This is a genomic window from Halomonas sp. A29 (assembly GCF_046723295.1).
Taxonomy (GTDB): Bacteria; Pseudomonadota; Gammaproteobacteria; order Pseudomonadales; family Halomonadaceae; genus Halomonas.
In genome coordinates this window covers 95502-109309 of the sequence record NZ_JAXQPR010000001.1, presented here as the reverse complement: position 1 = coordinate 109309, position 13808 = coordinate 95502, and the positions used below count along the sequence as shown (strand labels likewise).

Sequence of the window (13808 nt, the reverse complement as noted above, 5' to 3'; positions counted from 1 at the left end):
CCTTGTGGCCGGCGTTTTCGTCTCAGCCGGCGTTGGCGATGGCCTTGACCAGTTCGGCCTTGCTCATGCGACTGCGGCCGGGCAGGTCAAGCTGCCGGGCGCGCTCATAGAGTTCGTCGCGGGCGAGGCTGTCCAGCTCGACGGGATGACGCTTGCTCGGGCGCTTGTTCCCCGAGGCCGATGTCTTGTTGCTCTTGCCCGGCTTGCCTTTTTTGGCGCTGCTGGAGGCGCTGCCTTCGTACTCGCCCTGGCCCGGTGGTCGGCCTTCGGCCAGGCTCTGCTTGAGCACCTGCATCAGGTCGATCACCTCGCCGCCCTGTTCCGGATCGACGTCGGGTTCGTCCTCTTTTCTCAGCTCGATCACGTCTTCGCCGCGGGAGAGTTTCTCTTCGGCACGCTCGACGATACGCTGGCTCTGCAGATCCTGGAGCGCCTCGCGACTGAAGTCGTCCTTGGTGAGTTTATCGATGGCCTGCTGCATGGCCTTGACCCGCTTCTTGTCGGGCTGGATGGCCTCGGGCAGATCGATCTCCTCGGGTGCTCGTATCTCTTCGGCGAAGCGTAGCGTCTCGGCACGCAGGATGCCCTTCTCGGCGATGATCGCCACCAGGTACTCCTTGCCACGCATGACGAAGGTGGCGATACCCGCGCGTTCGGAGGCCTCCATGCTCTTCGCCAGCAAACGGTAGGCCTTGGTCACGCCCTTGTCGGGAGTCATGAAGTAGGCGCGCTCAAAGTACATCGGGTCGATCTCGTCGAGCCCGACGAAGCGCTTGAGGTCGATCTCCTGGGATTTCTCCGGTGCGAGCGATTCGAGTTCGCGATCCTCCACCACCACGAACTCGCTCTTCTCGACTTCGTAGCCGCGAATCAGCTCGTCATAGTCGAGCACGCGCTCCTCCTTCTCGCAGAAGTAGCGTCGCGCCAGCGGCGTGCCTTCCCGGTCTACCATGCGCAGCGACACCGGCTTGGGCCGGTTGGCCGGGTAGAGGTTGACCGGCAGGCTGACCAGCCCAAAGGTGATGGTGCCCGACCACAGCGGGCGCGGACCGCTGGCGTGAAAGCGCTTCTTCTCGTCGCGCTTCGCTGATGGGTCCTTGCGCTTGTCCTTCTCCTTCTCTTTGCCTTTGGTCCGGCGCTTGCTCTGGCTAGGCACGCTTGCGCTCCTTCTTCAGGCTGGCCTCGAGCGCCTTGGACAGGTCGTCGGAAGCCTCCCGACGACGAATGGGCGTGACCTTGACGCTCTTGCCGCGCTGCTTGGCCTCGATCAGCGCCAGCACGCGTTCGCGATACTCATCGTGATACTCCTCGGGATCGAACTTCGCTTCCAGCATGCCGATCAACTGCCGCGCCATGTCGAGCTCCTTGGTGTCGAGCGCCTTGCCCTTCGGTGGCTCCAGGGCATCCACCGGGACCACCTGCTCCTCGTGGCGCAGCGATATCAGCATGGGCACGCCGCGATGCAGGCGCAGAGCGCCGACGTAGCTCTTCTTGCGCATGACCCAGCGGGCCAGTCCCTCCTTGCCGCTGTTGCCCAGCGCTTCGGCCAAGGCGAAGTAGAGCGACTCGCTGCCGTCGGGGCCGAGGTAGTAAGGGCGGTCGTACCAGCGGTGGTCAATAATCTGGGGGGGCATGAAACGAATCACTTCGATGTCGCGCCCCGAGTCGGGTTCCAGTGCCTCGAGCTCCTCCTGGTCGAATACCACCAGGCTGCCCTCGTCGGTGCGATAGGCGCGCCGGGTTTCGGCGTAGGGCACGACCTCGTCGGTTTCGGGATTGACCATGGCCTGCTTGACCGGTGAACGGTCCTTCTCGTGCAGCAGGCGGAAGTGCACGCTGCGGTCCTGGACCGCCGAGTAGAGCTTGACCGGAACCTGGACCTCGCCGAAGCGGATCACGCCCTTCCACATCGCTCGTGCCGCCATCAGTTTTCCTCCTCATGACGGTTACCATCCTCATGGCATTCCGGGCAGACCGTCTCGCGGCTCTCGAAGCGTGCCGCGACGCACGAAGGGCAGATCGGCCGGTCGCAGTAGATACAGTGGTAGCCGGCCTCGTAGTAAAAGGTGCGCAGGCAGAACTGGCAGGTCTCGGGACCGGATTCGAGCCACCAGGGCGCTTCGCTCATGTCGTCTCCTCCGTCCTGCTACCTATTTCACGCCGACTCGCTTGAGCAGGTCGGCATCCAGTGGGCGCGCCGCTTCAGCGAAATTCGCCCAAGGATCCTGGCGCAGGGCCGAGAGTCGCCGGCGAAGGTTCTCGACGTTGTAGCGGTCGGCGCGCAGCGCGGCGTTGAGTTCGTCCCAGCGGATCGGCACTGCCACCGGGGCATTCTTGCGGGCGCGGACCGTATAGGAGGCGACTGCCGTGGCACCCCGGGCGTTGCGCAGATAGTCGATGAAGATGCGCCCCTCGCGCTTGGCCTTGGACATGTTGGTGGTCAGGCGTTGCGGGTCGTCCTTGGCATGAGCTTCGGCAAGGCCCTTGGCGAAGGCCTTGGCCTGGTCCCATTCGGCGCTGGGTTCGAGTGGCACCACCAGGTGCAGGCCCTTGCCGCCGGTGGTGCGCAGGAAGGGCGTAAGGCCCAGTGACTCGAGGCGCTCGCGCAGCGTGCCGGCGACGCGCAGGATCTCCTTCCAGGCGATGCCTTCGTCCGGATCGAGATCGAATACCAAGTTATCTGGCTGCTCGAGGTGGTCGATGCGGCTGCCCCAGGGGTGAATCTCCAACGCGCCGGCCTGGACCAGACCCACCAGGTCGGCGGCCGACTCGACATAGACGTATTCGGCGCTGCCTTTCTTCTCCGGGATGTCGAGGCGCGGCACGCTTGCCGGGATGGCGCGTCGCGGGTGCTTCTGGAAGAAGCATTCGTCGTCGCGGCCTTGGGGGCAGCGCACCAGCGACAGCGGCCGCCGCGCCAGGTGGGGCAGTACCCACTCGTGTATCTGGTCGTAGAAACGCGCCAGATCGAGCTTGGTCAGGCCCTGCTCGGGAAACAGCACGCGGTCGGGGCTGGTGAGGCGGACGCCGAGCAACGAGGTTTCGTCCTTGCGCTTACGAGAGGTTGTCTTGCCCGCCTTGCCGTCTTTTTCCGGCGCGTCATCGGCGGCCATCTCCTTGGTCGGGGTCATGCGGATCTCCTCCGGATTGCGATCCTCGCGCAGGCAGCGGAAGGCCGGGTGGCGCAGGCGGCCGTCGCGGGTGCGCTCGGTGAACTCCACTTCGATCACCAGCTCGGGGCGCACCCAGTGGGCCGAGCGGCTATCCGGCACACTGTCGTGGAAGGGTGAACGCTTGATCTCGAGCTCCTTCAGGGTGGTGCTTAGCTGCTCCAGCAAGCGATTGCTGAAGCCGGTGCCGACGCGGCCGGCATAGACCAATCCCTGCCTGCCATAGGCCCCCATCAGTAGTGAGCCGAAGCCGCTGCGCGAACCACTAGGCTCGGTGTAACCGCCGACTACGAACTCCTCGTGACTGACGCACTTGACCTTGAGCCAGTCGCGGCTGCGCTTCTGTTGGTAGCGGCTGTCGGCCCGCTTGCAGATGATGCCTTCGAGGCCCATGTGACAGGCGCGCTCATGAAAGGCTTCGCCCTGGATCTCGATATGATCGGAGTAACGGATGGTGCCTTCCTTCATTCCCGCGGCATCGAGTAGCGCCTCTAAGGTACGCTTGCGCTCGAGCAGCGCCACGCCTGCGAGGTTATGGCCTTCGAAATAGGGCAAGTCGAAGACCTGGTAGACCAGGGCGGACGTGCGGCCGTCGGAGAGCGCTTCCTGGAGTTGGCCGAAGCGGCTGACCCCATCCTTGCCCATGGCCACCACCTCGCCATCAAGCAGCGCCGAGGTCACCGGCAGCGGCGCCAGCGCCCGGGCGACTTCGGGAAAACGATGGGTCCAGTCCTTGCCATTGCGGGTAATCAGCCGCACCTCGCCGTTTTCGATGCGGGCGAGCAGGCGATAACCATCGAGCTTGATCTCGTGGATCCAGTCGCCTTTGCTAGGCACTTCGCGGGCCAGAGTGGCGAGCTGCGGTTTTACCTCGCGGGGCAGCTTCGTGCGCCGGGCACCCTCGAGGCCTGACGGATCGGGCAGGGCGCGGCTTTTCGAGGACCAGGTGGCGTCTCGGTCCTCGGCGATCTCATCCATGCTGCGACCGCTGGCGACGCTCGCGTCGAGTTCGACCGTGAGCGATTCATCCATGCGTGGCTTGTCGTCGTGGCGCTTGATCAGCAACCAGTTGCGCCCGTGCTTGTCCTGGCGCTTGCCGCTCATGCGTGTCAAGGTCCAGCTGCCCTTGAGCCGCTCACCGTCGAGCTCGATATCGAGACGGTCCTGCTTGGCCCGACCCTTGACCCGCCAGGTGCCGTGATCCCAGAGCATGACGGTACCCCCGCCGTAGGACTTTTCGGGGATCACGCCTTCGAACTTGCCATATTCTAGCGGGTGGTCTTCAACCTCTACGGCCAGGCGCTTCTCACCAGGTTCGAGGCTCGGCCCCTTGGGCAGGGCCCAGCTCCGGAGTATGCCATCCTGCTCCAGGCGCAGGTCGAAGTGGTCGTGACTGGCCGCGTGCTTGTGCATCACGTAGAGATTTCCCGACGCGTCCTTGCCTCGCGCTTCGCCCGCGGGCTCTCGTGTTTGCGTGAAGTCGCGCTTGCGTCGGTACTCCTCGAGTTTCTCCATCGGCTCCATCCTTGGCCGCTGACTCCCAGGCCACAAAGGCCTCGTCTTTCAGACTAGTCCCGCTTGGCGTAGTCACCAAACCCATAACGCAGCGCAACGGCTTTGTTGTATCCCAAGCCGATGGCAACACCGAGACGTCAGGCTTTGCGTGCCGTTTTGTTTCTCGGGGTTTGGAAGGGTAAAGAATCGTCTTCTTCATGGAACCTTGGGCCCCGCCTACTTATCTTGATTGATGCGTGTAGGGAAGAGAGGAAAGTCCTTACGTGGCTTTCCAAAGGAACTGTCATGGAGATAGACGGATGAAACGGAACATTTTTGTCGTAGCGCTGGAAGATCAACAGCGCCAGGAACTTGAGACCCTACGCCACTCCGAAGGGTTCGAGGTGCATAACCTGCTGTCGGTCAGGACTGCTGTCGAGTCGCCCAGCTTTTCCTTCGACGCCTTGCTGGACGAGGCCCGCCAAAAGCTCAAGCGATTCGATGGCTCCATCGACGCCATCGTGGCGCAGTGGGACTTTCCCACCAGCGTGATGGTGCCCATCCTGTGCAAGGAGAATGGCATCCCGGCGCCCTCGGTCGAAAGTGTGCTCAAGTGCGAGCACAAGTACTGGAGCCGGCTAGAGCAACAGAAAGTCATCCCTGAAGTGGTACCTGAGTTCTGTGCCGTCGACCCTTTTGTAGAAGACCCGCTGTCCCAGGTCACGCTGAACTACCCCTTCTGGATAAAACCGGTCAAGGCGTTTTCCTCACATCTGGGCTTCAGAATCGAGAACGAGGAGCAGTTCCATGCGGCGATCAAGGAGATCCGCGAGGGCATTCGCCAGCTCGGCGACCCGTTCAACGAGGCGCTGCGACACGCAGAATTGCCGCCCGAAGTACAGGAAATGGACGGTAATTCATGTATTGCCGAACAGATCGTTGCGGGTGTGCAGGGTGCACCCGAAGGCACGGTCTATCGTGGTGAATTCAACGTCCATGGCATCATCGCCCAGCCCAATTCGGTCAACAAGGACATCCCCTACGATCGACTGGAGTATCCCAGCAACCTGCCAGAGCGCATCCATCGCGAAATGATCGATGTGTCGCGCCGATTCCTCGAGCACATCAGCTATGACAACGGCTGCTTCAACGCCGAGTTCATGTGGGACGAGGAGAATGACAAGCTGTGGCTGATCGAGGTGAACACACGGATCTCACAGTCCCACAGCGAGATCTTCATCATGGTCGACGGCATGTCGAACCATGAGGTCGCCGTCGATATCGCCCTGGGCGAACGGCCCTCACTGGTCAATCGGCAAGGCGTGGCCGCCGTGGCGGCCAAGTGCTACATCCCCTACGAGCACAAGGACGGCATCGTCAGGCGGATACCCAGCGAAGCGGAAATCGAGGCGCTGTGCGAGCGCTATCCCGGCACCAAGGTGCGAATCGATGTGGCGCCTGGCACGCGGCTGGGAGAGCTGCTGCACCAAGACAACTTTTGCTATCGCCTGGGCACCCTCTATGTTGCGGGTGAGGACCACGACCAGATCGAAGAGCGCTACAGGGCATGCCTGGAGACGCTTCAGTTCGAGATCGAACCCACCGAATGAACCCGCGAGGAGGAACCGTGAGTGTCGTAGATTCGTTTCCCTACAAGGTTCGCGAGATCGAGAACGTCTTCATCCCCATGCGCGATGGGGCTCAGCTGGCAGCCAGGATCTGGCTGCCGGAGGGGGCCGAGAGTACGCCTATGCCGGCGATCATGGAATACATTCCCTATCGCAAGCGAGACATTACCCGAGCACGTGATGCCGCCAATCACGCCTACATGGCGGGCCATGGCTATGTCTGTGTCCGCGTCGACATGCGTGGCAGCGGCGACTCCGATGGGGTGGTGACCGACGAATACACCCAGCAGGAGCAGGAGGACGGTGTCGACGCCATCGCCTGGCTCGCCGAGCAGCCCTGGTGCGACGGCAACGTCGGCATGATGGGCATCTCCTGGGGGGGCTTCAATAGCCTCCAGGTAGCCGCCAAGCAGCCGCCGGCGCTCAAGGCGATCATCAGTATCTGCTCGAGCGATGATCTCTATGCGGACAACATGCATTACATGGGCGGCTGCCTGCTCGGCGACAACCTCTCCGAGGCAACTGTCATGTTCGCCTTCAATACCCTACCGCCGGACCCCCAGATCGTCGGCAATCGCTGGCGCGACATGTGGTTCGACCGCATGGAGAACAGCGGCCTGTGGCTCGAGCCCTGGCTCGAGCACCAGCGACGCGGCCCCTACTGGTCCACCAGCTCGATCAACGAAGACTACTTGGCAATCCAGTGCCCTGTGTATGCCATTGGCGGTTGGGCCGACGGCTTTACCAATACCGTTCTGCGCCTGATGCAGCATCTCGAGGTGCCACGCAAAGGTCTGATTGGCCCTTGGGGCCACAAGTATCCACACCAGGGACTTCCGGGGCCGGCCATTGGCTTTCTCCAGGAGGCCCTGCGCTGGTGGGACCATTGGCTGAAGGGCAAGGACACCGGCATCATGGAGGAACCCATGCTGCGCGCCTGGCAGCAGGACAGCGTGCCGCCTGATACTTCCTATGAGGAGCGCCCCGGGCGCTGGATCGCCGAATCCGGCTGGCCTTCGAGTAACATTCAGGAGCGCCGCTACGGGCTAGGCCCTTATACCATCCACATGGGCGAGGGGCATGGCGGCCCGCACCAGCGCGAGGGGCAGGAGAGTGCCCTGGCGCTGCAGTCTCCGCTAAGCGTCGGCCTGGCGGCGGGCAAGTGGTGCTCCTATGCCGCCACGCCGGACCTGCCGGGTGACCAGCGCGAGGAGGACGGCGGCTCGCTGATCTTCAGCAGTCGCCAACTGGCCGAGCCGCTCGATATCTTCGGTATGCCCGCGGTTGAGCTCGAACTCTCCTGCGACAAACCGCAGGCGATGCTGGCGGTGCGTCTTTCCGACGTGGCACCGGACGGTAAGTCGACCCGAGTCACCTATGGTCTGCTCAACCTGTCGCATCGTGACAGCGATGCCAACCCCGAACCGCTGATACCGCACCGCCGCTATCGGGTGCGCATCCCGATGAACGGTATCGCCCAGCGTTTCCCGAAGGGACACCAGCTACGCGTGTCGGTTTCGACCTCCTACTGGCCCCTGGCCTGGCTGCCGCCGGAGCCGGCTCAGGTCGACATCTATCCCGACAGCAGCGCGCTGGTGCTGCCGGAACGAACCCCGGGCGAGGAGGACCTGCGCCTGTCCGCATTCGACGAGCCCCAGGAGGCGCCGCCTCTGGACGTCCATACCTTCGCTGCCAGCGAACACAACTGGCTGCTGCATCGCGACCTGGCGACAAAGGAAGCGACCCTCGAGGTGATCAACGACCAGGGGCACTTTCGTATCGAGGACATCGGTACCGAGATCAGGCGCAGCACCCGCGAGTGGTACACCACCGTCAACGACGACTTTACCTCGGCGCGCGGTGAGACCTATACCGAGCGTACCTTCAAACGTGACGATTGGAACGTGGAAGTCTATACGCGCACCATATTGAGCTGCGACGAGAGTAATTTCTTCGTCCATGCCCAGCTCGATGCCTACGAGGACGAGTACCGGGTCTTCTCAAAGAACTGGGAAAAGGTGATTCCGCGCGATCATATGTAGGTTCCGGCCTCGACGCTAAAGCGCCGCTTCGCGGAGAGGCGGCGCTTTTGTCGTCTGGCGCTTTTGTCGTCTGGCGCTTTTGTCGTCTGTCGAAGATCTTTCACCACGTGCCAAGATCGTATGATCAGGGAGGGAGACACATGCATGGCTCGCAAAAACTGGCGGGAGGGGCAGGGAAAAAGCTGCCGGCAGCTTCCCGGCAGCTTGGTTGATTGAGATCAATAAGACAGAGTAATCAGCTGTTCTTCCCCCCCTTGCGACCGGCTTCAGAAGCCTTCTGGCGGTCGTTGGAGAAGTTGCCGCCACTGTTCTGACCACCTTTCTGGCCGGCCTGGGAGGCTTTCTTCGGATCGTTGGCGAAATTACCGGGGTTCTGGTTGCGCTGTGCCATAGTAAATCTCCTTGAATCCTTTCCGCATGGACTTCCCATGCACGTACTTCCATTTACCGGGAATCCGGCACTGCTGGCGTCTGCCATCGTCTCTGAAGATAGAAGTCGCTTTCCAAGGCCATCAAGAGGATTGCTGTTTCCATGTGAAAAGAAAATTGTCTTTATTGCCCGTTCGAAGTGGGACAAGTCGGAAAGTATTGTCGACAACTCGCTTCCCATGCTTGGGAAGCGCCCAAGCATGGGGTAACATGCGGTGAACAATCGAAGAGCCTGAAGCGGCGGCCCCAAGCCCCGAGCTCGAGGAACCGGAGGAGAATCCATGGCCTTTGCCCAGAAATTCATCGTTGCCGATGACCATCCGCTGTTCCGAGCAGCGCTGACGCAGGCGCTGCGCCAGCTGGCTCCCCAGGCCGAGATCGTCGAAGCCGACACCATGGAGGCGACCTGCGAGGTCGTCACCCGTCATCCCGATGCCGACCTGATCCTGCTCGATCTACACATGCCGGGCGCTCATGGCTTTTCCGGCTTGATACAACTGCGCGGGCAGACCCCGGATATCCCGGTGGCAGTGGTTTCCGGCAGTGATGAGCCCTACGTGGTACGCCGAGCGATCGACTATGGAGCTTCTGGCTTCATTCCCAAGTCCTCCTCCTTGCAACTGATCGCCGAGGCGGTGGGAGAGATTCTCGACGGTGAGGTGTGGCTGCCCCAGGAGCTGGCCGACTCCCTGGGTGATGCCAACGAAGAGGAGACCCGTTTCGCTGAGGCTATCGCCTCGCTGACACCGCAGCAGTTCCGGGTTCTCAACATGCTCACTGAAGGCCTGCTCAACAAGCAGATTGCCTACGAGCTGAACGTCTCAGAGGCCACCATCAAGGCTCACGTCACCGCCATCCTGCGCAAGTTGGGGGTGCACTCGCGCACCCAGGCGGTCATCGCCGCCCAGAAGCTCGAGGTGGAGCCGCCCAAGGTGGAGTCCTGATCTTCGAACAGGAGCTTCAAGAGCGGCGCTTCGCGGCTGGAAGCTTGAAAGAAAAAAAGAAAATCCGCCTCCCTGGTCTTGCCGCGGAGGCGGTTTCGTTTAGGCTGCCTTCCTGTTAAGCGCTAGGGGCTCGGCTGGCCTGCAGCGTGCGGGTCAACAGGGCGCGCAGGGCGGCAGGACGCACTGGCTTCTGCAGCAGATGATAGCCGCTGCGGCGGATCTCCTCGGCCACCTCCTCGGTGCGATCGGCGGTGATGACGATGCCTGGCACCGCACCTTGCAACCGCTCGCTCAGGGCCTCCAGCGCCATCAGGCCGGTGACTTCGTTGTCGAGATGGTAGTCGGCCAGTATCGCATCCGGCTCGCCGTCGAGATTGCGCAGGACCGATTTGGCGCCGCCGATGGTGGTGGCGGTATACACCTCACAGCCCCAGCCCGATAGCATTGCTTTCATGCCTTCCAGGATCAACGTCTCGTTGTCGACGCACAGAATGCGAGTGCCCACCAATTTGTTGCCCGCACGCCGCGGCGAGGCGGCTTCTTCGGCGCGTTCTGCCTCGCTGCGTGCGGCCACCACAGGCACGCTGACCGAGAACATGGTGCCGATACCCTCCCGGGAGAAAACCTTGATCGGGTGATCGAGTACGCGGCTCATGCGGTCAGCGATCGACAGACCCAGGCCCAGGCCTTTTTCGCTCTCCTTGTGGCGTGAGGCCTGGTCCAGACGGCGGAATTCCTGGAAGATCTCCGCCTGCTTGGATTCGGGGATACCCGGGCCCGAGTCCCACACCTCGATGGTCAAGCGCGCACCGCGTCGCCTGCAACCCAGCAGCACCCGGCCCTCTTGGGTATAGCGCAGGGCGTTCGACAGGAAGTTCTGCACGATTCGCCGCAACATCTGGGGATCGCTGTCGACCCAGGCACGGGTCGGGACCACCACCAGGTCGAGGCCGCGCTCCTCGGCCATGACTTCGAATTCGGCGCGCAGGGGGCGGAAGATATCCGCCAGCGCGAAGTGGTTGCGCCGTGGGGTGAGAGCACCGGCATCGAGCTTGGAGATGTCGAGCAGGGTGCCGAGCAGTTCCTCGGCGGCCTGCAGCGAATTGTCGATATGGCCGATGGTGCGCTTCATGTCGCTGGCATCTATCTCGTTCGACAGCGCCGAAGTGAACAGGCGTGCGGCATTGAGTGGCTGCAGCAGGTCATGGCTGGCGGCAGCAAGGAAGCGAGTCTTGGAGGCGTTGGCATCCTCCGCCACCTGCTTGGCTTGGCGCAGCGCCTGCTCGGCTTCGGCTCGCACCCGGTTCTCTTGGCGCAGTGCGGTGTTGGCTTCCGAGAGTGCCTGGGTCCGTTCGCGTACCCGCTCTTCCAGGGTCTCGTTGGTCTCCTTGAGGGCGATCTCGGCCAGGCGCCGCTCGGTGATGTCCTGGTAGAGCGCGAAGAAGCCCAGTATTGCGCCACTGTCGCCGAAGTGCGGGGTATAGGTCACCAGCATGTAGCGCAGGTCGTCGCCGAGGCGCAGCGACACCTCGAAGCTGACCCGTTCGCCAGCTAAGGCCCGATGAATCCAGGGCTCGCGCTCGCGGGCCATCTCGTCGCTGATGACACTGTTGACGTGCTTGCCGATGACCTCGTTGCGATCAATGCCGAAGGCCTGCTCGTAGGCGCGGTTGGTGAAGAGGTAGCGGCACTCCTTGTCGAAGTAGGCGATCAGCGCAGGTACGTTGTCGGTGTAGATGCGGATGTTGTTCTCTGAGCGTATCAGCGCCTCCTCGATGCGCTTCTGTTGGGTGATGTCTTGGTAGGTATAGACGAAGCCGCCCCCCGGCATGGGGTTGCCCTGTACTTCGAGCACGCTGCCGTCCTGGCGGTAGCGCACGTAGCGGTGAGGCTGGCCGTCCCGAATGTTGTCGATCAGCAGTTGCACGTGCTCTTCCGGGTCGCCGGGGCCGTACTCGCCGTTGTGGGCGTTGTAACGGAAGATCTTGTCCATTGGTGCGCCGACCCGGATCAAGTGGTCGGGAAAGCGGAACAGCTCCAGATAGCGCTGGTTCCATACCACCAGGCGCATGTTCTGATCGACCACGCTGATGCCCTGGTTGATGTTCTCGATGGTGGCCTGCAGCAGGGCACGGTTGAACTCCAGCACCTGGGAAGCTTCGTCGACGATAGAGATAACGTCGGAGATGCCGATACCGCGCCCCTGCAGCGCCGAGTTGACCACGATGCGCGCCGAAGAGGCGCCGAGCACCGAGGCCAGGAAACGCTCGGTAAACTGAATCACGTCGATGGAGGCGCGGTTGCCGTCCTCCAGCGGCTTGCCGGTGCGCCGGGCGTAGTCGTCGAAGGCGCGAGCTACCTGGCTGGCACCGAGGAAGCGTTCGCATAGCACCTTCAGGTCACCAACGGTAGTAGCGCCGGTCCAGGGGCGATTGATCGAAGTCTGGCGGGTCTCGACGCTGTCGACGAACAGCGAGGCCTGGATACGCTCTACCACCCGCTGTGAGGTGAGCTGGGAAACGAAGATATAGCAGAACAGGTTGACCCCGAGGGAGAGCATCACCCCATGGGTGAAAGAGTCACCGAAGTTGAGCCCGAACAGCGAGGTGGGCGTCAGCCAGGGGTGGCCGAAGGGGCCGCCGACAAGCCAGTCGGCTGGCAGTACGCCAGCCTGAATCATTCCCGGCATCAGCAGGCTGTAGGCCCAGATGGCGAATCCGGCGTTCATGCCCACCACCACCCCTAGCCGGTTGCCGCGCTTCCAGTAGAGCCCGCCGAGCAGGGCAGGGGCGAACTGGGCCGCTGCAGCGAAGGAGAGCATGCCGATGGACGCCAGTGAGGTGAACTCAGCGATCAGGTGATAGAAACCGTAGGCCAGCGCCAGGATGACGCAGATGGTGATGCGCCGTGCCTGCAGCACCAGCCGCCCGTAATCGCGCGGGCGAGCATCCAGCCAGCGCAGGCGGAACAGCAGCGGGATCACGATCTCGTTGGAGATCATGATCGATACCGCGACCGTGGCCACGATGACCATGCCGGTCGCTGCGGAGAAGCCGCCGATGTAGGTGAGCAGGGTCAGCCACTGTTGGCCGGCGGCCATGGGTAGTGCCAGCACGAAGGTGTCGGGTTCCACAGAGCCGTCGGGGAACAGGGCCAGGCCCGCGGCGGCGATGGGCAGGATGAAGAAGGCGAACGCCACCAGGTAGAGCGGGAATAGCCAGCGTGCCTTGGCGGCATCATCGGGGTGGGTGTTCTCCACCACGGCGACGTGGAACTGGCGAGGCAGGCAGAAGATCGCCAGCATCGCCAGCAGCGTCTGGGCCCAGAAACCTCGACCGAAGTCCTGGTCGGCGAGCTGGCGCTGAAGCTCCATCTGAGTGTCAGCCAGCGCCATCAGCTCACCAAGTCCATCGAACATGCCCCAGGTGACATAGGCGCCTAGGATCAGAAAGGCCAGCAGCTTGACCATCGACTCGAAGGCGACGGCGTGGATCAATCCTTCATGGTGTTCAGTGGCATCGGTGTGGCGCGTACCGAACAGGATGGCGAACGCTGCCATCACGATGGCAACGAAGAAGGCCGTATCGGCAAAGAGCGGAGTGTGGGTGATATCGGCCGCATCCGTCAGTACGGCAAACGAGGTCGATACGGCTTTCAGCTGCAGGGCGATGTAGGGCAGCGTGCCGATCAGTGCGACCAGGCTGGCAAAGGCCGCCAGGGACTGCGCCTTGCCGTAGCGCGAGGCGATGAAGTCGGCGATCGAGGTGATGTTCTGCCGCTTGGCGACGCGAATCATCTTGGCGAGTACTGGCCAGAACAGCAGAAAGGTAAGAATCGGCCCGACATAGATACTGGCAAAGGACCAGCCAGAAGTCGCGGCCTGGCCGACCGCACCATAGAAGCTCCAGGAGGTGCAGTAGATCGCCAGTGCCAGGATATAGATGACCGGACGCTGGCGACTGGCGCCACGCCGACGGGCGTTGCGATCGCCAAGCCAGGCGATGCCGAACAGGACGGCGATGTAGAGCAGTGAAACCGCGATCAGCAGCCAACCGGCAAACATGATTCCTCCCCCCGGCAAGTGCCGACCATTCTAAAGCG

At 62.5% G+C, this 13808-nt stretch carries 9 protein-coding genes; 3 read left to right on the top strand and 6 right to left on the bottom strand.

Annotated features, from left to right (window positions below; all coding sequences use genetic code 11):
• Positions 1 to 22: 22 nt before the first annotated feature.
• The 4 genes from SPH52_RS00550 to ligD are packed head-to-tail and all read right to left on the bottom strand — an operon-like array spanning position 23 to position 4685.
• Positions 23 to 1156, bottom strand: coding sequence for a Ku protein (locus SPH52_RS00550; protein ID WP_411793040.1), 1134 nt, complete (start codon positions 1154 to 1156; stop codon positions 23 to 25).
• Positions 1149 to 1925, bottom strand: coding sequence for a Ku protein (locus tag SPH52_RS00545; RefSeq protein WP_411793039.1), 777 nt, complete (start codon positions 1923 to 1925; stop codon positions 1149 to 1151). The genes SPH52_RS00550 and SPH52_RS00545 overlap by 8 nt, the downstream gene beginning before the upstream one ends.
• Positions 1925 to 2128, bottom strand: a complete 204-nt coding sequence (locus SPH52_RS00540) for a hypothetical protein (protein ID WP_411793038.1) — start codon at positions 2126 to 2128, stop codon at positions 1925 to 1927. Before SPH52_RS00540 ends, SPH52_RS00545 begins: the two co-directional genes overlap by 1 nt.
• Positions 2129 to 2150: 22 nt before the next feature.
• On the bottom strand, positions 2151 to 4685 hold the full coding sequence (ligD, locus tag SPH52_RS00535; protein ID WP_411793037.1) for a DNA ligase D: 2535 nt from the start codon (positions 4683 to 4685) through the stop codon (positions 2151 to 2153).
• Between the two features lie 299 nt (positions 4686 to 4984).
• On the opposite strand from ligD, the gene SPH52_RS00530 reads away from it, so the two are divergent.
• Entirely contained in the window at positions 4985 to 6274 is a 1290-nt protein-coding gene (locus SPH52_RS00530; RefSeq protein WP_411793036.1) for an ATP-grasp domain-containing protein, read from the top strand.
• Between the two features lie 17 nt (positions 6275 to 6291).
• A complete protein-coding gene (locus SPH52_RS00525) occupies positions 6292 to 8334 on the top strand; it encodes a CocE/NonD family hydrolase (protein ID WP_411793035.1) in 2043 nt (680 codons plus the stop codon).
• Between the two features lie 235 nt (positions 8335 to 8569).
• Here SPH52_RS00525 and SPH52_RS00520 read toward each other — a convergent pair whose 3' ends face one another.
• Positions 8570 to 8725: a general stress protein gene (locus tag SPH52_RS00520; RefSeq protein ID WP_411793034.1), complete on the bottom strand. Its 156-nt coding sequence runs from the start codon at positions 8723 to 8725 to the stop codon at positions 8570 to 8572.
• 319 nt (positions 8726 to 9044) lie between these two features.
• On the opposite strand from SPH52_RS00520, the gene SPH52_RS00515 reads away from it, so the two are divergent.
• Positions 9045 to 9707 carry a LuxR C-terminal-related transcriptional regulator gene (locus SPH52_RS00515; RefSeq protein WP_411793033.1) on the top strand — a complete coding sequence of 221 codons (663 nt, stop codon included), beginning with the start codon at positions 9045 to 9047 and terminating at the stop codon, positions 9705 to 9707.
• A 115-nt stretch (positions 9708 to 9822) separates the two neighbouring features.
• On the opposite strand, the gene SPH52_RS00510 is transcribed toward SPH52_RS00515, so the two are convergent.
• Positions 9823 to 13770 (bottom strand): NahK/ErcS family hybrid sensor histidine kinase/response regulator, encoded by a 3948-nt coding sequence (locus SPH52_RS00510; protein WP_411793032.1) that lies wholly within the window; start codon positions 13768 to 13770, stop codon positions 9823 to 9825.
• Between the last annotated feature and the right edge of the window lie 38 nt (positions 13771 to 13808).